General features: G+C 50.5%; 25 protein-coding genes. 13 read left to right on the forward strand and 12 right to left on the reverse strand.

Annotation, left to right across the window (positions count from 1 at the left end):
• The first annotated feature begins 31 nt into the window (after positions 1–31).
• Genes aroC through ABI361_01375 form a run of 4 tightly spaced genes read left to right on the forward strand, consistent with a single transcriptional unit; the run spans position 32 to position 3,725 of the window.
• On the forward strand, positions 32–1,129 hold the full coding sequence (gene aroC / locus ABI361_01360; protein MEO9319298.1) for a chorismate synthase: 1,098 nt from the start codon (positions 32–34) through the stop codon (positions 1,127–1,129).
• A 29-nt stretch (positions 1,130–1,158) separates the two neighbouring features.
• Positions 1,159–2,553 (forward strand): aminotransferase class I/II-fold pyridoxal phosphate-dependent enzyme, encoded by a 1,395-nt coding sequence (locus ABI361_01365; GenBank protein MEO9319299.1) that lies wholly within the window; start codon positions 1,159–1,161, stop codon positions 2,551–2,553.
• A gap of 9 nt (positions 2,554–2,562) precedes the next feature.
• Positions 2,563–3,453 (forward strand): prephenate dehydrogenase/arogenate dehydrogenase family protein, encoded by an 891-nt coding sequence (locus ABI361_01370; GenBank protein MEO9319300.1) that lies wholly within the window; start codon positions 2,563–2,565, stop codon positions 3,451–3,453.
• 23 nt (positions 3,454–3,476) lie between these two features.
• Positions 3,477–3,725 carry a hypothetical protein gene (locus ABI361_01375; GenBank protein MEO9319301.1) on the forward strand — a complete coding sequence of 83 codons (249 nt, stop codon included), beginning with the start codon at positions 3,477–3,479 and terminating at the stop codon, positions 3,723–3,725.
• Here ABI361_01375 and ABI361_01380 read toward each other — a convergent pair.
• Entirely contained in the window at positions 3,719–4,045 is a 327-nt protein-coding gene (locus tag ABI361_01380; protein ID MEO9319302.1) for a hypothetical protein, read from the reverse strand. The genes ABI361_01375 and ABI361_01380 overlap by 7 nt on opposite strands.
• Positions 4,046–4,100: 55 nt before the next feature.
• Between ABI361_01380 and ABI361_01385 the strand changes: the two genes are divergently transcribed.
• Positions 4,101–4,733: a hypothetical protein gene (locus tag ABI361_01385; protein MEO9319303.1), complete on the forward strand. Its 633-nt coding sequence runs from the start codon at positions 4,101–4,103 to the stop codon at positions 4,731–4,733.
• Positions 4,734–4,772: 39 nt separating this feature from the next.
• A complete protein-coding gene (locus tag ABI361_01390) occupies positions 4,773–4,940 on the forward strand; it encodes a hypothetical protein (GenBank protein MEO9319304.1) in 168 nt (55 codons plus the stop codon).
• A gap of 78 nt (positions 4,941–5,018) precedes the next feature.
• On the opposite strand, the gene ABI361_01395 is transcribed toward ABI361_01390, so the two are convergent.
• Positions 5,019–5,555 carry a hypothetical protein gene (locus ABI361_01395; protein ID MEO9319305.1) on the reverse strand — a complete coding sequence of 179 codons (537 nt, stop codon included), beginning with the start codon at positions 5,553–5,555 and terminating at the stop codon, positions 5,019–5,021.
• 121 nt (positions 5,556–5,676) lie between these two features.
• Between ABI361_01395 and ABI361_01400 the strand changes: the two genes are divergently transcribed.
• Both ABI361_01400 and ABI361_01405 read left to right on the forward strand, forming a co-directional pair.
• Complete coding sequence (locus ABI361_01400) at positions 5,677–6,102, forward strand: J domain-containing protein (GenBank protein MEO9319306.1); 426 nt, start codon at positions 5,677–5,679, stop codon at positions 6,100–6,102.
• A 340-nt stretch (positions 6,103–6,442) separates the two neighbouring features.
• Entirely contained in the window at positions 6,443–6,739 is a 297-nt protein-coding gene (locus tag ABI361_01405) for a V-type ATP synthase subunit F (protein ID MEO9319307.1), read from the forward strand.
• Between the two features lie 4 nt (positions 6,740–6,743).
• Here ABI361_01405 and ABI361_01410 read toward each other — a convergent pair whose 3' ends face one another.
• The 6 genes from ABI361_01410 to ABI361_01435 form a co-directional block, all read right to left on the reverse strand.
• Complete coding sequence (locus ABI361_01410) at positions 6,744–7,076, reverse strand: hypothetical protein (GenBank protein MEO9319308.1); 333 nt, start codon at positions 7,074–7,076, stop codon at positions 6,744–6,746.
• A gap of 134 nt (positions 7,077–7,210) precedes the next feature.
• A complete protein-coding gene (gene wecB / locus ABI361_01415; GenBank protein MEO9319309.1) occupies positions 7,211–8,272 on the reverse strand; it encodes a UDP-N-acetylglucosamine 2-epimerase (non-hydrolyzing) in 1,062 nt (353 codons plus the stop codon).
• A 47-nt stretch (positions 8,273–8,319) separates the two neighbouring features.
• Positions 8,320–9,693 carry a glycosyltransferase gene (locus tag ABI361_01420; GenBank protein ID MEO9319310.1) on the reverse strand — a complete coding sequence of 458 codons (1,374 nt, stop codon included), beginning with the start codon at positions 9,691–9,693 and terminating at the stop codon, positions 8,320–8,322.
• 158 nt (positions 9,694–9,851) lie between these two features.
• Positions 9,852–10,298 (reverse strand): hypothetical protein, encoded by a 447-nt coding sequence (locus ABI361_01425; protein ID MEO9319311.1) that lies wholly within the window; start codon positions 10,296–10,298, stop codon positions 9,852–9,854.
• 127 nt (positions 10,299–10,425) lie between these two features.
• On the reverse strand, positions 10,426–11,316 hold the full coding sequence (locus ABI361_01430) for an LpxD N-terminal domain-containing protein (GenBank protein ID MEO9319312.1): 891 nt from the start codon (positions 11,314–11,316) through the stop codon (positions 10,426–10,428).
• A gap of 207 nt (positions 11,317–11,523) precedes the next feature.
• The gene (locus tag ABI361_01435) at positions 11,524–12,204 is read right to left on the reverse strand and encodes a hypothetical protein (GenBank protein MEO9319313.1); all 681 of its coding nucleotides are present in this window, start codon (positions 12,202–12,204) and stop codon (positions 11,524–11,526) included.
• Positions 12,205–12,391: 187 nt separating this feature from the next.
• Between ABI361_01435 and ABI361_01440 the strand changes: the two genes are divergently transcribed.
• On the forward strand, positions 12,392–12,988 hold the full coding sequence (locus ABI361_01440; protein MEO9319314.1) for a CDP-alcohol phosphatidyltransferase family protein: 597 nt from the start codon (positions 12,392–12,394) through the stop codon (positions 12,986–12,988).
• Here ABI361_01440 and ABI361_01445 read toward each other — a convergent pair.
• Positions 12,981–13,268 carry a 30S ribosomal protein S26e gene (locus ABI361_01445; GenBank protein ID MEO9319315.1) on the reverse strand — a complete coding sequence of 96 codons (288 nt, stop codon included), beginning with the start codon at positions 13,266–13,268 and terminating at the stop codon, positions 12,981–12,983. The genes ABI361_01440 and ABI361_01445 overlap by 8 nt on opposite strands.
• Before the next feature lie 436 nt (positions 13,269–13,704).
• Between ABI361_01445 and ABI361_01450 the strand changes: the two genes are divergently transcribed.
• Together ABI361_01450 and ABI361_01455 are read left to right on the forward strand one after the other, a co-directional pair.
• A complete protein-coding gene (locus ABI361_01450; protein MEO9319316.1) occupies positions 13,705–14,619 on the forward strand; it encodes a PfkB family carbohydrate kinase in 915 nt (304 codons plus the stop codon).
• Between the two features lie 43 nt (positions 14,620–14,662).
• Complete coding sequence (locus ABI361_01455; protein ID MEO9319317.1) at positions 14,663–15,667, forward strand: sugar kinase; 1,005 nt, start codon at positions 14,663–14,665, stop codon at positions 15,665–15,667.
• Here the strand turns inward: ABI361_01455 and ABI361_01460 are convergent.
• On the reverse strand, positions 15,664–17,343 hold the full coding sequence (locus ABI361_01460) for a CTP synthase (protein MEO9319318.1): 1,680 nt from the start codon (positions 17,341–17,343) through the stop codon (positions 15,664–15,666). The genes ABI361_01455 and ABI361_01460 overlap by 4 nt on opposite strands.
• 91 nt (positions 17,344–17,434) lie before the next feature.
• Between ABI361_01460 and ABI361_01465 the strand changes: the two genes are divergently transcribed.
• Positions 17,435–17,812, forward strand: a complete 378-nt coding sequence (locus ABI361_01465) for a hypothetical protein (GenBank protein ID MEO9319319.1) — start codon at positions 17,435–17,437, stop codon at positions 17,810–17,812.
• On the opposite strand, the gene ABI361_01470 is transcribed toward ABI361_01465, so the two are convergent.
• Together ABI361_01470 and ABI361_01475 are read right to left on the reverse strand one after the other, a co-directional pair.
• Entirely contained in the window at positions 17,803–18,090 is a 288-nt protein-coding gene (locus ABI361_01470; GenBank protein ID MEO9319320.1) for a hypothetical protein, read from the reverse strand. The two genes, ABI361_01465 and ABI361_01470, sit on opposite strands and share 10 nt — an antisense overlap.
• Positions 18,080–19,297: an AAA family ATPase gene (locus ABI361_01475; protein ID MEO9319321.1), complete on the reverse strand. Its 1,218-nt coding sequence runs from the start codon at positions 19,295–19,297 to the stop codon at positions 18,080–18,082. The genes ABI361_01470 and ABI361_01475 overlap by 11 nt, the downstream gene beginning before the upstream one ends.
• A 68-nt stretch (positions 19,298–19,365) precedes the next feature.
• Here ABI361_01475 and ABI361_01480 point away from each other — a divergent pair, with 68 nt between their 5' ends.
• Positions 19,366–20,166, forward strand: a complete 801-nt coding sequence (locus ABI361_01480) for an indole-3-glycerol-phosphate synthase (protein ID MEO9319322.1) — start codon at positions 19,366–19,368, stop codon at positions 20,164–20,166.
• Positions 20,167–20,178 lie beyond the last annotated feature (12 nt).

The following is a 20,178-nucleotide window of genomic DNA, read 5'->3' on the forward strand; positions in this document are numbered from 1 at the left end:
TACAGTTCAGGAGGACGGACAGAAGGAAGTCATGGTAACAGGGAGCATCATCGGCGAACGCTTTGTGACGCTCAGCTTTGGGGAGTCCCATGGCCGATGTGTCGGTGCAGTGGTTGATGGATGTCCCGCCGGCCTTCAGCTCTCCGCGAATGACATTCAAACTAACCTTGACCTGCGAAAGCCCGGGCAATCGGTTATTACAACCCAAAGAAAAGAAGAGGACCGAGTCGAAATACTTTCAGGGGTTTTTAAAGACCGAACCACTGGCGCTCCGATCTGCATGGTTATCTGGAACAAAGACGCCGATTCCCGTTCATACGAGCTCATTCGCGACACTCCTAGACCTGGACATGCCGACTATCCTGCTGAGGTCAAGTTTGGAGGTTTTGCCGATTATCGCGGTTCAGGCAGGTTCTCCGGAAGGCTTACTGCGACAATTGTGATGGGTGGTTCTATCGCAGCAAAACTTCTCAAAGACTCGCTTGGCATTCAGACTTTCGCATACACGACACAGATCGGAAAAATAAGAGCTGACAATATCACTGAAAACGGAATAGCGTCAAGATACTCAAACGAGGTAAGGTGTGCCGATCCTGAGGCGGCCGAGAAGATGAGGTCTGCTATACTTGAAGCGCGGCAAGAAGGGGATTCCCTTGGCGGCGTGATCGAATGCACAAGTACTGGTCTCCCGGTGGGTCTGGGTGAGCCTATCTTTTCCTCGCTTGAGGCCGACTTGAGCAAGGCATTGTTTGGCATTCCCGCTGTAAAAGCCGTGGAATTTGGCACTGGATTTGATGGTTCGGCCCGCAAGGGTTCCGAAAACAATGACACTTACTATATGCAAAAAGGCAGGGTTCTGACCCAAACTAACCACTCAGGAGGCATCCTGGGAGGGCTGTCAAACGGGATGCCATTGGTTCTCAGGGTCGGTTTCAAGCCTGCAGCCTCAATCGCCAAGAGCCAGCGCACGCTCAACACTAAGACAATGGAGCAGACGGAACTTAGAGTGCCCGGCCGTCACGATCCGTGCGTGGTTCCTCGTGCGCCTCCGGTGGTCGAGGCCGCAGTCTCCATGGTTCTCGCCGACCACGCACTCAGAGGAGGTTTCATCCCTCCAGTCCTAAAGTGAGAAATTATGAAGGTGTCGGTGTAGTCAGAGTGGCGAACCAGGAAAAAGAGGACGAACTCGAGCAATTGCGCCTGGAGATGAAAAGGGTTACCGAGGAAATACTCCACAAAGTCTCCCGGCGGATGAAGATAGCCGCGGAAATAGGAGCCGTCAAGGCGAAGCGGGGACTTGAAATCAAGGACGAGAAAGCGGAGGGCGAGATGAGGCAAGTTGTCAACAAGGTGGCCGACGAAATCGGCCTGGAGAGGACCTTTGCAAGCCGACTGCTCAACATTTTATTGACAGAATCAGAAGCCGTCCAATTTTCAAACCGGGCCCAAAGGAACGCTCCTAAACAGACTCACCTTGGCGTCTTCGCCCGGGCTAAGGCATTGGAGGCTGATGGCAGGAAAATCATCCATTTGGAAGTCGGCGAGCCTGACTTTGCGGCACCGGCTTCTGTTGGAGTAGCCCTTGGGGATTCCTTCAATTCAAGGCAATATCATTACACAGACGTCCAAGGAATCCCTAAACTCCGACGCGCCCTGGCTGACAAAATAAAAAGGCAAGAAGACCAGCTCATAATTACGCCGGGTGGGAGGTTTGCAGTCTTTGCTGCAATTGCCGGGCTTCTTCGGGAAGGAGACGAACTCATAATTACCGAGCCTGCATGGCCGGCCTATCGCGAGTGCGCGGAATTTGTCGGAGCCACGGTAAGATCGGTCAGGTCAAGTCTCGAGGACTGCTGGGCGCCGGACCCCGAGAAGATCGTCCAGCTAGTAAATCCCGCGACTAGAATGATCGTATTGAATTACCCAAACAATCCTACTGGCAAGGTACTCGATTCGGGATTGATGGATCGGCTCGTGTCCTTGGCCAGAAAGCATGGCCTGTATCTATTGAGCGATGAGGTCTACTCGGAGTACTCCTTCCGCCCGTTTGTCAGCGCACTGGACTATGATTACGATCGCATAATTGCAGTGTCTTCTTTCTCGAAGACCTATGCCATGACAGGATTTAGAATCGGCTACGCCTGCTCAAGCAGAGACGTTATTGCAGCCATGAAAAAAGTCCAGGCAATAGGGATAACCAGCGTGGCTGAGCCCATTCAAATTGCCGCCGCGGCAGCACTAAAGGAGGACGTCTCGCAAAATGCCAAGATTATGAAGCAGAGGCTGGATTATGTCTGCGAGCGTCTGGAAGGAATGAGGCTGAAGTTTGCAAAGCCCGAAGGCGGGATGTATGTATATGCCAAGCTTCCAGCCGGCCTCCGCGATGCTGATTTTGTTGAAATGCTTCTTGAAAATGGAGTGGCAGTAGCCCCAGGAAGTGGGTTTGGAGACGCATATGGCAATTTTATACGCATTTCAGCTTGTGCACCAATCGACGCGCTCAAGGGCGGGATGGACAAGCTGAACGATGTGCTTGAAACGGCGCACAATTGAGACAATGATATGAGCATCACTACTCGGAAGGGACAAATTTCCAAGGTTGCAGTAATCGGCGCCGCAGGCAGGATGGGCAAGTGGTTTGTCAGGTACCACGCCAACAGGGCTGCGGTCGTAAGTGCATTTGACATCAGAACCCCCGGTGGCTTTGATGCTTTTTCTAATGTCAGAGTGGCAACGCAGCTTGACAGATGCATTGAGGATTCTGATGCGATTGTAATTTGCGCCCCGGTGACCGCTATGCCGGAACTAATTCGAGAATGCGCGATGCTCGCCAAGAAAGGCGCCGTGCTCGCCGAAATTTCATCCGTAAAAAGACAGTCACATCTGGCTTTGAAGAAAATAAGGGGCGACATTGTGCCCCTTTGCTTGCATCCCATGTTCGGTCCGGCTGCAGGTGAAGCGGACCTGAAATGGATTCTAGTCCCGGTCAGAAATGGGCAAACTGAGATCCAGGTGGCAAGGAGCCTTTATCCTTCAATGAATATCGCACAGGTAAATACTTGGAAGGATCACGACCGAGCGATGGGCATCATTCTCGGCCTGACATACGCTGTCAACCTAGCCTTTGCCGATACCATCTCGAAGAGCGATCTCGGCCTCTTAAAGAGCCTCTCTGGAACCACCTTTGCAGTTCAGTCCATGCTGGCCGAGAGCATCGTGGCCGAAGAACCCGGGTTAATCGGTGCAGTCGTATCCTCGAATCCCGAGACACTGAAATATGTGAAGCAATTCTCAATGGCATTTGATGAGCTAAAAAGACATGTCGGGGACAGCGACCAAATCGTGTCAAGAGCAACCGCTCTCAACAAGAGGTTGAGTGAGTCACACTCACTTGAAAAGTCCTATGAACTCCTCTACAAAGTGGTTTCATTGCTCAAGCAAGCGAAAAATTAGCCTTGCAATCTTATTCAAGACCGATGACAGTCCGCTTTATGTACCGGGATCCATGGCTGAAACCGCTAGATGGATACACCGTCGAGTCGCAAAATTGCCCTTACTGTTCGAGCCTGTTCAAGGGAACAGAATTTGTAACGACCTGCGAGTTCTGCTCGATTGGCTACCTTCACACGCCATGCGCCGATTCACACATTGCTGATTCTCACAAGAAGGAGCTTTCAGAAAAGTGGAAGGACCACAGGGATAGGGCTTTGCACGATTTTCAATGACCTCTGTGTGCCCTTTCCGCAACCAGGACAAGCCGGTTATCATATTCAAACGCCAGGCTTTGCTGTTTCAGGAGCAGCCTAATCTCGTTTGCATGCTTTTCCATAATGGCAACGTTAATTTTGTTTACATGAATCTCTACCCTGACGTACTTTACGGGCTCATACTTGCCCTCAAAGAAGCCGTCAAACTCGATCAGTGACATACCACTGTACTGCGTCGCCATTTGCCTTATCACTTCAAGGTAGCCTTCAACCCTCGGCAGGTAGAATTTGACAGAGTGTCTTAGGGTCTTGACTCTGTATCCGCTTGATCGTCTCATTGTGTCAACTTTGTTTGCGCATCGACATTTTTAATCGTTGGATGGAATCTGCTCCATGGATGCATGCCAAAGGCAAAAAACCTTCTCGTTTAATGCGGGTTCATTCGAGCTCGACGACGGCACCGAACAGTTCTTGCGAGAACAAGAGGCCATAAGTTCCGATTTTGGTTCAGTAATTTACGTGGACGCAGAGCGCGCAGCTGCACTTTTCACCAGTCTTGTTACCGGCAGAAAGGAAACCGTCTCCCTCCACCATGAGAACGAATCTGCCGTCCGGGAACTGGAATTGCGAATTGCCGCGCTAACGGGTGAAAAAGCCGAGCTCGGAAACGATATTGCAGCATCTGAAGAACGACTAAAGCTCGCCAACAAGGAACTTGCAGCTCTTTCAACCATTGTACAAGAAAATGCCAATTCAATCCAGGCACTCAAAGACGAGATTGCCGCGCTGAAATTGCAGTCTAAAAGGCCGACCGAGAGTGCCAGTCCCCCTGTCGCCTCGTCGCCGGCAGACTCTTCCGGAAGACTACGCTTAGAACTGCAGTCTCTGCGCGTGCAGCATGCTGAAGCTATTTCGGCGCTCAAAGTTCTGGAGGGGGAGAATAATGAGCTTTACAAGGAGCTTGAGATACTCAGAAAACAGAACGTGGTGCCCCAAAAGGGCATGGCCTCTGTGGAACAACGTTAGCTTTTAAGACTTATATATCGAATAAAAAAATGTTGGAATATGGTCCAGAAAATGACAGCTGTTTGGCTAATCATTCTCACCATAATGGTGTGCGCTGCTGTCCCGGGCGTGTTAATTTTGTTGACCACTACGCCCCCTGCGACGCCTGCCAAGCTAATAGATGGCTACCTTATGGCCAAGGTCATCGCGCACTCGTTTCTGAACTGAGTGAATCCTATATTCGCCGACCGACCTTGACATTTGCCTCGGCATACCGAGGAGGCCTCATGAAAGACTGATCGGGATTCAGGTAGAGACAAAAAAGGACGCTAAAGACATGGCAACAATCGCGAGATTTGTCGCAAAGTGTAATGCGTACGAGTAGTTGACCCCGCTTTTAAGAAAAATCCTCTGATACAGAAATCCAATCGGCAGCAGCACGAGAGCGACATGGACCGCTACTCCCATTGCGATATGAAGAAATGCCCAAGCAACAACAAGTTTCTTTGATTTACGGAAATAGAGTTCTTCGAAATAGTTTACGTGTATCAGCATGTAGACCAGAGGCGGAACAAAAGGAAGTATTCCCATGATGCCTGCATCCGCATAGGGACCAAGGGCGATATTCCAGCCGAGCCAAGACCATCCTAGAACAGGAAGGCTGGCCAAGTACTGGGCCCCAAAAAGTACGTAGAGCGCCAAACCACCCACCGTCAGAGGAAGAAACTTCAGTGATTTCAAGCCCGATTTCATATTCTGGAGCCGTATCTTGGTCTCCTTTGCGAGGAAAACGGAAGGAACAACCGTAACCGCGTATATCGCGATCAGCAGAAGGGAATCCAATAAGGCCAAAACTACTCGGTCAAGCCCATATTAAATACAAACCCGGCTCCACTAGCCGCATCACACGCGAACGGCCTACCATCGAAAATCAATTAATATCTCGCCTATGCAAAGTACCGCGTTGCCCGATTACTATGCGGTACTCGGTCTCACCCCGGAGGCGACGTCGGATGACATCAAGAAGTCATTTAGGAGCTTGGCAATGAAGCATCACCCCGACAAAAACGGAAACTCTGAAGAATCGAGGCAGACATTCATGAAAATCGTGGAGGCTTATGAGGTGCTATCCGACGAAAACGCGCGAAAGAAATATGACAGCAAATCGAACAGATCCTGCGAACAACCGGCCTCAACGGCATGGGTGCCCCCTGCGGATTTCAACAGGGTTTATAGTTATGACCACATCAAGCGCCACCGCGTAGATTCTTCGGTTAAAGGAGGCATGTGGGATATTTCGGATGAGGCCAACTCGGGCATGTGGAAGGCCACCATGCTTTTGTTCGCGTGTCTTGGTGCAATCGTGCTTTACATAATATTGGTTCACTGACGCCTACGTCGATTTCTTTTGTGCTCTTCCTGACGCTGCTCCGCCTTGCCAAAAGTTGCATATTTCAATGCAAAAAAACCTCCAACGGCAAACCCCGGGATGGAAATAAAAATCATGGAGGTGCTCCTCGTCCCCAATGCCAAAAGAATTGCCAGCGCGGCGGAGACTAGACTGGCGACCATAAGAATCAGAACCTGTCCTTTTGTCGCTACCAACCAATTGTGGGTACCTGTCGCTGTATAATTCGCTTTCTGTCATACCTTGGTCTCCTTCCAACGGGGTAATGGCCGCACTTTGGATCTTCGCAAGAATTAATAGTCATGCTCGATCAACAGCACCCGTGCGTATTGTCGCTATTGGTAGCAGGGTCTTCGTTACCAGTTTTCAATTAGCGGGCGTCAAAGGGATAAAGGTGGAGTCCTCAAACGAAGCGCTCTCCGAGATCAATAAATTTGGTGAAAATAGTGGCGTTGGACTCGTGCTCCTAAGCGATGATATTGGCAAAGAGATCCGTCCTTCTTTGACTGCCCTTCGAACCAAGCGCCCAATTCCACTTATCTTCGAGCTGCCTGCTCCGGGAAGCAAGAAGGAAAAAGTGGATTATAGGGCCCTTCTGAAACAAATACTTGGGGTCTAGTCGTTTATTTCCATCCTTCAAAGAGGTCCAGAATTGAGCGACCCCTTTCGGTTATGACAAACGCGACCCGGGGTATCTGGTGCTGGTCTCTGATTATGCACTCTTTAATCATCTGACACTGTACTAGTTTGTTGATGACCCCTGACGCGTCCCGATAGCTTCCAAACCGTTTGCGGGTGAGCTTGTTCAGGGTGGTGCCGCCAGGCTCGTTTGCCACGCTCAGAACGTACAGAATGCTCTCTATTGTAATCCTTTTTCCCCGTAAAGGTCGAGCCCGGATGGACTTTGGGGTGGAGTGCGTGTCCTTGTCCGGAGTGGTAGATTGGCCTAATCCCAAACGAAACGAACTGAATGCGAACTGCTAGGCGGAAAAACCATCCGCCAATAAGAACTGAAAGATTCCTACAGTTTCGACCCCGGGGTCTAGGCCTCGACGATAAAGAAACGGAGCGAGCTCCGTACCAACTGCGTTCAGGCTACAAGACTCCTGATGACGGAGTGCATTTTGCGGGCCACCTCGTTGCCGTATGGGTGTGATGTTATCCTAACGTCCTTCATTCTGTCGACAACATGTGCAAGCGAGTCCCTCCGGTGAGGTGGGAACAGGACGTTTGCCTTCAGCAAAAGCGTTTCCCATCGCTCCGAAACGTGCCTCAAAGTGATACACGGTTTTCCGAGGACCACTGCCTCCTCCTGCACCCCTCCCGAGTCGGTCAGAACTAGCCGGGAATTCCGAAGCACGTGAAGAAATTCGGTGTAGCCTAATGACTCTATCGGTATGATATTTTCGGGAAGACTCAAGCCAAACCTGGAAAGACTCGACCTGGTTCGAGGGTGGACAGGAAACACAACCTTGTACTGCTTTATTCCTTCAAGATGCCGCAGCAACCTTACGAGAGTTTCGGGGTCGTCTACGTTCTCCTGCCTGTGAAGAGTGAGAAGAATATACTCGCTCGGCAGACTCTGGAGGGCATTGGTTTTGCCAGCGTCTGTCTCGGACAATTTCTTGCAAACGTCAACAATGAGATTTCCGCAGACCTGTACGTTCTCATTAATCCCTTCATACTGCAAGAACAATTTGGAAAGATCGGTAGGCGGCAAAAGGTGGTCTGAGAGCGAATCTATTTCTATCCTGGCTCGCTCTTCTGGGACTTGAAGGTCAAAGCACCTCAGCCCTGCCTCGATGTGGACTATCTTGCATCCAGCTTCAGCTGCGGCCCGCGCGCCGGCCAAGCTCGAATTGGTGTCACCATAAACTAGGACAAACCGCGGACGCGCATATCTGAAAAACTTTGTCATCTCAGCGGCAAGGGTAGGTATGTCGGACGTATCGAGGCGAAGGTCAAAGTCGGGCTTGACCCCAAGTTCCCTGAAAAATACATCTTTCATTTGCCCCGAAAAGTGCTGGCCGGTGTACAGCAATGCGTGTCCGATGTCGTCATTTCCAAGTGAACTGAGCAGTTCAGAAAGCTTGATAATTTCCGGCCTTGTGCCAGCCACGGTTACCACGTTGACGTTTTGTTCGACTTGCATGGCTTATCCCTAGCACTGCCAAAAGCAGGTATTGTATATCTGCGATATCATGCTACATCCCGCGCTATGTTCTGCACCTCTTCAGTTACAAACCCGTGCGAAGTCTTTGTGTTTGACCACGATTTTACACCAAAGGCTTTGATGAAACTCACGTACCAGTAGTTCGAGAAGGGGATAAGGAAAAGCGTTTGAGCAACAAGCGGCAGGCCCTTGCGACCATAGGACCTAAGCAGTGCAGCAGCCTGCAAAGAAATCGCCGTTATTGTCAACGCGGTCCATGTCTCTAGTGATAAAAATGAGTACGTGAATGGAAAGTATCCGAACAAGGCGTTGTAAAAGGCTGCAATGCCCGGAATCAAAAGCATCGCAAGTCCTGTAAAAGCTGACACGGGGCTGAGCCAGTAAACGAAGCCTATGATATCGCGCCGATCAGTAATCCGCATCTTCAGTAGCTGCAAGAAACCTTTTCCCCAGCGAGCCCTCTGTCTAAACATGATGTCAAGAGACGGGGGTTTTTCGTCGTAGTTGATGCACAGAGGAGCGAAGGAAATTCGATAACCGCTTCGAAGCAGCCTGAAGGTGAGCTCATAGTCGTCAACTAGGTGGTTCGCAAACATTCCAACCTTCAAAAGAGCAAGGCGCTTGATTATGTATCCAGTGCCTCCGAGTGGGGTCCTGCGTCCGAAAAAGTCCCTCAAGGTCATGTATGGGGTAGACCACAAGTCGCCTTCTAGGGACAACAACCTAGTCAGCAGGTTAAACCCGCGGTTGCTTGGGACGTACCTGCCCTGAACTGCAGCTGTCTTTTTGTCATTCTCCAGTAGCGGTATTGCATTTGCAATAAAATCGGCTGACAGAATGCCGTCCCCGTCCAGCACTAGAATGTATTCGCCTCTCGATTTCTGGACGCCGAAATTCAATGCGATTCCTTTACCTGCTTCGGCGGTGTCAAGTCGATAAGCGTGAACCCTGCCATCATTGACCGACTTGGCCTGCTCGAAAGTGAGGTCCGTACAGTTATGGCAAACCACTATGAGTTCAAGATTGTGATAGGTTTGGTCGAGGCAGTTGTTGATGGTGCGCTTTATGACACTTGCCTCGTTGCGCGCAGGTATGACTATCGTGCATAGAGGCCTGCGGATGAGATTAAGCGGGTTTGAATTGTACTCGCTTATTGCTCGCGCCTGGCGATTCTTTGTTTTGCCGTACACTGCCAGGTACACGATGAAAACGAAGATCAGCATTCCAAAATATAGCATATTGAAAGCGAGTAATGGTAGCGTGACAAGGGTGAGGTTTATTGTAGGATCTACAAGTGGCTGATCGCCTGAAATCTTGGGGTAAATTGTTGATCCCAGTACAGCAGCCCAAACGCATACAAGGGCAACGAGCAGCAAGGTCCATTTGTTTTCTGAAGCCATCTAGCAATTCGTTCCTGGAAGAAATTCCAAATTATTCAGAACGACTTTCTCGATTTTTGTATTAATGAGTTGGGAAGGAAAACTACTTGGAGATTTGATGTACTCCGGATCGAATAAGCGTTAAATAATTTGCCTTTGTTTCTTAGATTCTCCACACTCTACATTCCCAGCTTCGACCAGAGATAACCAGCAAATGATGCAAGCTGGGTGACTAGTCGGTCCCAGATCGATGGGGCCGCACTTACTACATAGTCCTTTTGCAGTGATGCATGCATGTTTGCAAAATTGGACGCATAAATTAAAATAGTGACGTTGCCGGTCTCGAGGTGCAGAAGTGCCTTGAAACCATCCTTGTTACTCCGAGCAATTGGTGCGTGAGTCGTAATACCATTTTGGGTATAATTCATGCTCAGGCGATAGATTGCAGAAACCGGCTTTACCACAAAGTTGACAATATTGTCGCCGGAATGCAGCTGCTGAGAAGGCAATTCTATGCTCGGGACCTCGCCGTTGTTTTGCAGAGCAAGATTCGGATCCGGGTTGAACTCCGACGTGCCGGGAGGCGGCAGGGGTAATTGCTCAAAAGAAAGCTCCGGCTGGGCCAAGACAGCAATTAAAAGAAAGGTCGCAAGCGCTAGTGTTACAGTGGGCTGTAATTTCAGTAATTGAGAAATGACACAATTGAATAAAACAGTAGTCTTGGGTGCCGGCGCGCGTTCCGATGCAAGCTATCTAACCGGCTGCCGCTTGAGCGGGCCGCTGCCCTGCCATCAGAAATAGTTCTTCCGTGCGAACCTTGTTCTTTATCGACTTGGCTGGGACTCCCGCGACGATATCATTGTCATCGACATCATGAATTACTGATGCCCCGGAGGCAATGATCACGTTATTGCCAATTTTGATTTTGTTCTTAAGAGTCGAGTTGAGGCCCAGCCAGCAACTGTTTCCAATGATGGTACTGCCTCCTACCACGGAGCCAGCGGTGAGCTCGCAGTTTTTGCCGATCACCACGTTATGCGCAACATGCACCAGAGCATCAATCTTGGTTCCCGAGCCTATTATTGTGTTTGAAAGCGAGCCACGCGCAATTGACGCGTTGGCACATATCTCGACGTCATCGCCGATTATTACCTGTCCTAGATGCGCAAAGCGCTCAAGACTGCCATCAGCGTGTCTTTCAAAGGCAAAACCATCCGATCCTACAACTACCCCTGACTGAATGGTACATTTGTTACCAACAACGGTTTTTTGCGCAAGTATTGAATGCGGGCCGATAGAGACGTCATCGCCTACCGTGCATTCATCGCCTATAAAGGCAAATTCTCCTATGTTGCAACCCCTTCCAATCGAGCTGTTTTTTGAAATTACAGCGGTCGCTGCCACGCCGGAAGCCCGATTTGAGTGGAGCATCAAGTTGAGGACCCTCACAAAGCTCAGTCGCGGGTTGTCTGTGAAGAGAAGCAACTGGCCGGGGTTAGGTCGGACAAAAGAGGCAAGGCTGCTGTTGCAAATGACTACACCTGCCCTTGAACTTGTAATTGCGGCGACTGCTTTCTGTCCCGAGTAGGAGCAGAATGAGAGCTGATTTTCGTTAGCGGCTTCTAGCGCTCCTGCAGAATCCACGCACCTCTCTCGACCGGTTGACACGTGCGGGATTTCCAATTTCAACAACAGGCTTGGTATATCCCATGATTCCATAGCCTTACTCGAAGGTCGAATTCGAACTTTGGTTATATCTGGATTAGGAAACAAGCATTCTACCAATCTGCCTAGGCGATTAGATGGTAATCTTTCAGCTAAGATTTCATGCGCACAGACCAGTACCTCGCGCTAGTCTCGTCTTACATCGGAGCCCTTCGTCCCCTGAAACTTGGAAATCACCCCAAGTATGTCGATGAGCTCCTGCTCCCTTATTTTGGGCTGCGCTGCATCAACGGACCTGACTTCTTTTTCGGGCTCCTGCAACATCGGGCTCGTAGCGATTTGTGAAATAATCTCAAGTATCTCGTTGGATTCATTTATCGAACGGAGGATCCTGTTTGAAAGCGCTTCGAGTTGCGAACTAGTCTGGTCAAATTCTACTCGACAAACCTGGTCTCTTCTTACTTCGCGCAACTGCGTCGATAGCTGATCTCTTGTCATGTCGAGGGTGGCCTGTATACTCTGGAGGCTCTCGTTCACAGATTCGTAGCGCCTCGAAATGTCTGCTTCAACCTGCTGTATCTTTGCCTCGAGCAGCTGGCTCAATGAATCCATAAGTTTTGCAATAATTCGTTCTTCCAGAACGGTCGCGGATTTTTCAACTGATTCCTTTAATAATGTAAAATCACTTCGCATGCCCTGAATCTCAGTTTGCGATGATGACTCTTGAGAAAGGCCTCCCTTTTCCTGAGATACCTCGGGGTTTTTTCGCCTCGCTAATTTCTGATCCTCGATCGCCTTTAGTTTTTTCTCAAGTTCCCTGAGGCGTTCCTTGTTTTTCTTCTTGTCCTTGAGCTTGCCGATGTCCAAACAGGCTCCAGATAACTACGCAATCTTGTGCAAACGATTTATACCTATAGCTCGTGCCCGGAGCGCCATAAAGTTACTATTGCGTTCAAAACCGTTTTCACCCTATTATTCGGTTGGTATCATTACTCAGATCCTGACTTTTCAAGCTATCTTCATATGTGAAGCGTTTTCAGAATAGTTTTGACGATTGCTCAATAGGCTGAGGGAATCGCTGCAGCCCGCCATGGAGAGGCTCGGGGAATCCTTTGCATCGACAGGCCTCTCTGCGGATTTTTGGACGGCATTTGGGCTGGCGGTCTCCTTTGCGGCAAGTGTTGCTTATGCTTCGGCCGCTTTAGGGTTCAATCAGTACCTTGCACTCGTTGCGGGCGGCGCATTACTCCTGCTTTCAGGTTTTTTCGACGTGGTAGACGGGAGTGTAGCACGGATTACCAAGCGCACCTCGAACAGGGGTGCTTTTCTGGATTCAACATTTGACAAGATTGCCGAGGTCTCAATTTTTGTTGGCATCTCCTTCGGACGGCTTGCTGATCCGATATTGTGCATGCTGGCGCTTGGCCTCTCATTGCTTGTAAGTTATACCCGGTCAAGGGCTGAGACTCTAGGTGTGCGCCTTCAGGGAATTGGAATAGGGGAGAGAGCGGAACGGATCTTGATAATCGCCATACTGGGAATGCTTCCGTTTTCAGGAGCAATGCAGTGGGCTGTCTTACTAGTCATCATTGTGGCAGGGATAACCCTCTGCCAGCGAATAGTTTTTACGGCAAAAAAATTGTCTACCTAAGCCTGCCGGCTGTTCTTCTGTCAGACTCGGAGCGGACCTTGACGATTCCTCTGTGAACGGCGCATGAGACGCAGTAGAACTTGACATCAGTTGACTGCGGGATAATTGCGCCCTGAGCCTTTAGCTCCTTGGCAAGAGTGGGCTCGACAAGCGTTATTCTGCCCGTAACTTTCTTCGCTTTGTCCCTAGGCACCAAGGCCCCGCACTGGCTGCAGTGTACTGTGCCTGAACTCCCCTTTCCGCCCTTTGAGCGTCCTCTGCTGGCTCGTTTCTTTGGCATTAATTCATTTAAAAACTCCTGATTCCATCCTTTAAATCTTGTGGACAAGCCTGTTAGCCGCTTTTAATCCAGCAATATGCCTGTTGGCGATTCAATACCGCTAGGCCGTCTTTCTTCAGTTGTTGAAAATTTCTGAAGTTATGATACCACAACATTAACGAAAAAGCTTATAGCTGGGAGCCGCCCAATATGGGGTAGAAGGGGCAGGTGCAACTTGCATTTCGACCGCCATCCCAAAAAGGTTCGAGATGCGCGCCGATTCCCCTTTACGTCTTCATGCCTGTAATTTAGCTTCCTTCAGAAGCGTTTTCACTCCACCCTGCGAAATCCCACGGGTGCCGCTACATGGCCTGAAACCAAAAAGCCCCGGCAGAAATTTCCTTTAGAACGACCATTTTACGTTATACTATTATTCTGACCTTTCGACTTCACCTGTATGAGACTAGGGATCGTGTCCAACGTGGTTATCGATGAGATAGCCACCGAGGACGGGAATGCGGTATGGGATCTCGGCGGTCCCCCTTGCTACTGCGGGCTGACTGCCCGGCGCTTCAAACTTCAAGTTAGCCTGGCGACGCGGGTCGGGCACGATTTTTCGGATGAATATGTTAAATTTTTCGAGAATTCCGGGCTTGAACTGGCCGACTTTAGAACAGCTGAAAGCAGGACAACAAGCTTCAAGCTGCAATACGACGCAGATGGAGAACGACAACTTTATCTCAAGAGCAATTGCGGCCAAGTCCGACCTCGCGATATTGACAGCTTAAAAGCGGACGCATGGCTCGTGTCGCCTGTCTACGATGAAGTGCCCAATCAGACCTTGTCCAGAGTGAAGGAGGCAAGCAAGGCCGTCGACGGCTCGGTGATGCTTGATCCGCAAGGATATTTGCGGTCAGCAGACAGCGATGGACGCATTACAATGGCTTCAGCCACAAACCTCGATTTGGCCGGCATCGACATCGTCAAGGCGGATCAAACGGAGCTACGAATTTTGACGGGCGGACTTTGCGGGCTTGAGGGCATGGAGTCTCTCAGGTCTAAAGGGATCGGCACCGTTCTTGCAACGGAGCACAGGCAGGTCAGCCTTTTGCACGAAGAGACGCTGTATTGGGTGAAAATTCGCGACATCAAGGCCTCCGACACTACCGGAGCCGGCGACATACTTTCATCGGCTTTTATCTGTGCCCTCTTGAAAGAAGACGACCCGCTTTGGGCGCTATGTTTTGGTGCCGGGGCTCTGACGGCGGCGCTTGAGTCGGGAAGAAAGGGGATAGACAAGATTCCTGAAATGGCAAAAATTGAGCAGAATGCATCTTATTTTTACAATTCGGTGGGCTTCAAAAAGCTGTGACTTAGCTTTAAATCCGAGCGCATACGCCGTTACCCTGCGGAAAATGAAGGTAGCCTTAGCAGGCGTGGATTCCGCAGACAGCGCGCTGCTGCTTCAGGCACGAAAGACGCTTGAGGAACATGGAATCCGCACAATGTACATGAAGGGTGACGATTTTGAGACGGCCCGCGAGGTTGACGCAGTCATTGTCGCCGGCGGTGATCGAGGAATCCTCAATTATTTCCACAGAGTCGTTACGCAGTCCGCGCCGGTCCTTGGAATTTATGAAACTGACGCGACGGGGTTTCTGGCCCAGCTCGAATTAAGCGGTTTGGCGTCGGCTGCAAGAAAGCTCAGGCAGCAGGAGTTCGGAATAGACGAGGTGGTTCGCCTTGCAGTCAGCGTCGATGGCAAGGAGGTCGAGCCGGTCCTCAACGACGTGGCCGTCTTTCCGAACAAAAGTGCAACTCTGATGGAGCACGCACTCAAGATAGACAGCTCTGATGTCTGGAACGACAAGAGCGACGGCGTAATAATTGCAACCCCTGCCGGATCAACCGCTTACTCGATGTCAGCTGGCGGACCTATGGTACTACGTAAGTCGCAGGTCTTCGTTGTGGTTTCGGTGAACTCGCTTGATAACACAAGGCGACCTCTGATTGTGTCCAACTCCAGCTATGTCGAGATTACTGACATCACCAGCCGATATCATTGCGAGGTTGTGCTCGATGGCGGCGTTAGGATGCGCGTCCGCAATCGACTTGCTGCAAGCAAGCATCAGATTCCTGCGCGGCTTCTGAGGCTGGAAGGAGACTCGTCGGCTACGTCTTTGATTGCCAAGAAGGTTCAGCTATCGGAGGACATGCTCAAGATGCCCCCAAGCGCCAAATTGATTCTAAAAACGCTTGAATACGAGGGTCCCCTCAGCCAGCGCGACCTTGCCTCAAGAACGATGCTTCCTGAGCGAACCATACGACTTTCAATAAGCCATCTTTTGAATGGTGGTTATGTGCGCAGAAAGACTTCTCTGAGAGACGCGAGGCAGCGGATTTATGAGCGAAAAATCTAGACACCGATGTCTTTTACCATGGGCTCTTTAGCTGAATTTGCCAGGAAGTGGGATCTCTCGATGGCCGCCCTCACGAATGCCGCAAATGACTGCTCTGGCTTGCCGGGTCTACTGCTGAATTCCGCATGGTATTGTACTGCAAAGTAAAACCTGTTGGCGGGGACCTCGAGTATTTCCGTTCGTCTTCCTCCGTCCGAGTGCGCAGAAAACACCATTCCCGCGCTGGTAAGCACTTGCTCAAAGTCGCGGTTGAATTCGTACCGATGCCTGTGGCGCCGGTTGATTTTTGACGAGATGTAAATTCTCTCGGCATTGCTCTTGGTCTTTATAAATACCTCATGGGATCCAAGCCGCATGGTGCCTCCCAGCTCACGAACTTCTCGTTGTTCGGGCAAAAGGTCGACAACCGGAAAGTCTGTCTTGCCGAGCTCGGTTGAATTTGCGCCGGCCATTTCGCATCGATAACGGGCGTAGGCCACGATCGCCAGCTGAAATCCAAAGCAAATCCCCAGGTATGGGATGTCCTTTTCGCAGGCATAGTTAGCCGCCTTGATAATGCCTTCGCTTCCCCGCGCGCCGAAACCACCCGGTACAAGTATGCCGTCGTAACTGGCCAAACTTGACAGAGCAGCCTCGCCGCTTGTGTTTTCAAATCTCTCGGAATCTATCCAGTCGATTTCCGCCTTGGCTTTCATGCTTGCCGCGGCGTGAGAAAGAGCATGGCTGACGCTGACGTAACTATCAGGCAGGGTCACGTACTTGCCGACGACCGCTATTCGCACAGACCCCTTGCTGTTGACAAAAGATGAGGCGATCGACTTCCAGTCACCCCATCGAAGACCAGCTTTTCGTAGGCCCAGTCTGCCCGCTAGAACCTCGTACGTTCCCTGCTGCTCGAGAATCTCTGGTACTTTGTAAATGGATTGTGCGTCGTGGCACGAAATAACGCAATTCTGATGCACACTTGCGAAAAGGGATATCTTTCGTGCTGCATCTGGGCTGAGCGGACTCTTGCAACGGATTGCAAGCAAATCAGGTTGAATGCCTATCCTGCGTAGCTCCTGAACACTGTGTTGAGTCGGTTTTGTCTTCTGCTCGCCGACTACGTCAAGGCTCGGAGCAAGCGTTACGTGGGCAAATAGACTGTTGCCTTCCCCGAGCTCAAGTTTCATTTGTCGGAGAGCCTCGAGAAATGGGAGGCTTTCAATGTCTCCCACCGTGCCTCCGCACTCGACAACTATGATATCCAGCTTTTCCCTCACCGCAATTTGCTTCAGCATATCCTTGATCGCATCGGTAACGTGCGGGATTATCTGAACACACTGACCAAGATACTTTCCCTCGCGCTCTCGCTTTATCACGTCCATGTATATCCTTCCAGTCGTAATGTTGTGATCGCGGGTCATGGCCCGGTCGATGAATCGCTCGTAATTGCCGATGTCCATGTCGCACTCACCGCCGTCGTCAGTAACAAAAACTTCGCCATGTGCTACAGGGTTCATTGTTCCCGCGTCGTAGTTGACATACGGATCGATCTTGATGCAGGAAACCCGATAGCCGCCCAGCTGGAGCAGTTTGGCGATGGATGATGTGACCACGCCTTTACCCAGCCCCGACATCACACCGCCTGTAACAAAGATGAACTTTGGAATGATACTTGGGGATCTCGTCTGCACATTGCCGTTTAGGTAATCGGCTTTTTAATCGTTATCGGATGGACGACGGATTAGGTTAATAAGATTAAAACGCCGAACTAAAAGCAAATAGATGAATAACGAACGAAAACTACGAGGCAGAGCAGCCATCGAGGAGGCTCACCAAAGTGTATGGGGTCCAGACGAAGTAAGGCTGGACACCAAGATCTCTGACATGTACGGCGTAGAGATCGAAGAGGCTCTGGATATTCACGCAAACTATCATGCCGAGAGAATTTTTCGGCTGGTAGAAAAGCGGGCTTTCGCTGCTGGCATGACACGAGAAAGGCTGAGTGCACACTTGGCGCAGCTGGAATTCGCTGAACTCTCCCGCCAGGTTGCCAAAGGCGCGCTTGCAGAGCCGGCCGCGGCAGACATCATCTACCGCTCGCTTGAGAAGCTCGAGAGCAAGTCCAAACCCGAGGATAGGTACGTCAATTTTTACGGCTGATCCAGATAGCCGGCTTGCGAGAACAACTGCAAGACAAGCTGTAGCGTTAAGTCATCACGGTTGAGTCCGTAAACTACGTTCGCCAGCTTGTTCTGTTTGACCCATCCAATTTCTATCAGGTCGTCGAGGTTACTCTTGATGTCGTCGCGCTTTAATCGCGTTTTTTTATGGAGCGAGTATATCGTTGCAAGTTTTCTGTCCTCTGCAAGAGCTCGGAGGATCTTAAGTTTTCCTACGCTTCCAATGCCCTGTTCGAGCACGTTTTTCTTATCCTCCATTCTTATCTGTCTCTAATCTTTTCAGAAGGAGCGATTCGACCTCGCTAAGGGATGCGCCGTGCAACCCGATTTCTCGGAAGGATCTTATGTCTATCGTGCGCCTGGACTTCAGGTCATCTAGGTAGTCCTCAACGTCGATCCTCTTTGTGCCGATCTGGTCTGCCACTTCTGAGGCAAACGCTCTCACGTCTTTTAGTTCAACGAACGCCTTCTTCCTGCTCTTGAGCGCGCGGACAAGAGCCAAGAGCGCGACGATGTGATTCTTGCTCAGCTGCTCGATGTCCTCGGAAGTTACGCTGGGGCTCATCTGTCCGTGGACAGTCCTGATGTGCTCAAGGGTTACTCTGCTTGATCCGCTGGACTCGGCCAAATTCCCCGCGTACAGCAGAAGGTCAAGTGCAAAACGTATGTCACTCCTGACATCCGGCGATGCAGTAATTACGGACACCTGATCAATAACGTCCGAACCGAGGGCCTTTGGCGCGAACGCCTCAGAGCTGCGCGACTCGAGTATGTCTGCTATCTGCTCAATTGAGTAGGGCTCAAAAGCAACGGGGATGCGCCCCAGCGTGCTAAGCTCGGCAGCGTCAAGCCTACTGTGAAACTCTGTACTGCGAGCGATGAAAACGACTCCCTTCACGTTGCAGGGCTTGTCCGGCTCAAATTCATTAAGCCTGGTGAGGTCATAAATGATACTTGTCTCCTTGCTTATCTTGATAAGATAATCAATCTCGTCAAGAACAATGAGCGCATATCGGTTGTTCTCTCGCAAATACCGAAGCAGGTACCTCAACATGTCTTCCGCACTAAGACCCTGAGCAGGCAGTTCGGGCGCGACCCGGTCGAGCAGGGACCGATATATGGCGTACTTGTTTCCTCCCTGGAGCTTCAGGTTTACGTAGGCTACAGAGAGCTTCTGCCTGTTTCTTTGATACAACTCTTGGAGCCTCGTCGTAGCTCTCAGAACTGAGCTGGTCTTGCCTATCCCTGCAGGCCCTATCACCTGCAGTATTGTGAGTGGAAAGTGGTCGGGGTCGGTGGCAGACCTGGAATACACGTTCACTATCCCGGCAATCTCATTCTCGCGATGAGGCAACTGATCGGGAAAGTAGCGTGGAGACAGCTTGGACCTGTCCCGGAATACCGAGCTCATCGACTTGACGACACCGAGGTTGAGCGCCCCTAGACAATATATAGATGCGCTCAAAGCACTACATGAAGAGGCACCATCGCTCAATCATAGTTAATACAGTCCCACAAGACCACCATATTGTAGTGAGTAGGTTCTCAAAGCCGGCCGGTTATATTGAAAAATTGGCGGATAACGCATATAGGGCTATAGATGAGGGTGTTTACAGCGAATCCTTGGGGCTTGAACACGGCCCTATCAGTATGAGAAAATCGCTTTTATCCGCATCACATACGGCGCTGATAACAGAGGTAAAGTACTCATCGCCCTCTAAAGGCAGGATAAGAAATGCCACAAACGGGCCAGCTGAAATTGCCTCTGCTATGGTTAAGGGGGGCGCTGCAGGCCTATCCGTGCTTACACAACCGTACCTCTTCAACGGATCCCTGGGGAATCTGGCATCGGTGCGAAAGAACACAACAGTACCACTGATGATGAAAGACATCATTGTAAGCAGGGTTCAAATCGACGCAGGGAAGGGTGCGGGTGCGGATTGCATACTGTTAATCAAGTCGTTGTTCGACCGTGACCTTGCAGAGGAAAGCCTGGATTCGTTGGTCGATTACGCCCGAAGGCGGGAAATTGAAGTCCTTCCAGAGGCCTTCACCCCTCAAGAATATTCCGATCTCATCAGCTCAGCCTATCCGCTGGTTGGAATTAACAACCGCAACCTGGACACCCTGGAAATAGACCTGCGGAATACAGAGCTGCTCATCAAATCCTGCGGCAAAGGAAAAAGCCTGGTGATATCTGAGAGTGGCGTCGGCTCTGCAGAAGACGTAAGGCGACTCAACCGCGCAGGTGCTGATGCGTTCCTCGTAGGAACTTCAATAATGGCGAGCGATGACATCTCAAGCAAGGTGTCTGAGCTTTACCATGCACTCTGATCGCTTTTAATA

Origin of the sequence: Nitrososphaera sp. (assembly GCA_039938515.1) — an archaeon.
Taxonomy (GTDB): domain Archaea; phylum Thermoproteota; class Nitrososphaeria; order Nitrososphaerales; family Nitrososphaeraceae; genus Nitrososphaera.

What these genes read in the sequence shown, in the direction of transcription:
- aroC (MEO9319298.1), top strand. Translation starts at nt 32, where the DNA reads ATGGTAACAGGGAGCATCATCGGCGAACGCTTTGTGACGCTCAGCTTT.
- ABI361_01370 (MEO9319300.1), top strand. Translation starts at nt 2,563, where the DNA reads ATGAGCATCACTACTCGGAAGGGACAAATTTCCAAGGTTGCAGTAATC.
- ABI361_01375 (MEO9319301.1), top strand. Translation starts at nt 3,477, where the DNA reads ATGACAGTCCGCTTTATGTACCGGGATCCATGGCTGAAACCGCTAGAT.
- ABI361_01380 (MEO9319302.1), bottom strand. Translation starts at nt 4,045, where the DNA reads ATGAGACGATCAAGCGGATACAGAGTCAAGACCCTAAGACACTCTGTC.
- ABI361_01385 (MEO9319303.1), top strand. Translation starts at nt 4,101, where the DNA reads ATGGATGCATGCCAAAGGCAAAAAACCTTCTCGTTTAATGCGGGTTCA.
- ABI361_01390 (MEO9319304.1), top strand. Translation starts at nt 4,773, where the DNA reads ATGGTCCAGAAAATGACAGCTGTTTGGCTAATCATTCTCACCATAATG.
- wecB (MEO9319309.1), bottom strand. Translation starts at nt 8,272, where the DNA reads ATGCAAGTCGAACAAAACGTCAACGTGGTAACCGTGGCTGGCACAAGG.
- ABI361_01420 (MEO9319310.1), bottom strand. Translation starts at nt 9,693, where the DNA reads ATGGCTTCAGAAAACAAATGGACCTTGCTGCTCGTTGCCCTTGTATGC.
- ABI361_01445 (MEO9319315.1), bottom strand. Translation starts at nt 13,268, where the DNA reads ATGCCAAAGAAACGAGCCAGCAGAGGACGCTCAAAGGGCGGAAAGGGG.
- ABI361_01450 (MEO9319316.1), top strand. Translation starts at nt 13,705, where the DNA reads ATGAGACTAGGGATCGTGTCCAACGTGGTTATCGATGAGATAGCCACC.
- ABI361_01455 (MEO9319317.1), top strand. Translation starts at nt 14,663, where the DNA reads ATGAAGGTAGCCTTAGCAGGCGTGGATTCCGCAGACAGCGCGCTGCTG.
- ABI361_01465 (MEO9319319.1), top strand. Translation starts at nt 17,435, where the DNA reads ATGAATAACGAACGAAAACTACGAGGCAGAGCAGCCATCGAGGAGGCT.
- ABI361_01470 (MEO9319320.1), bottom strand. Translation starts at nt 18,090, where the DNA reads ATGGAGGATAAGAAAAACGTGCTCGAACAGGGCATTGGAAGCGTAGGA.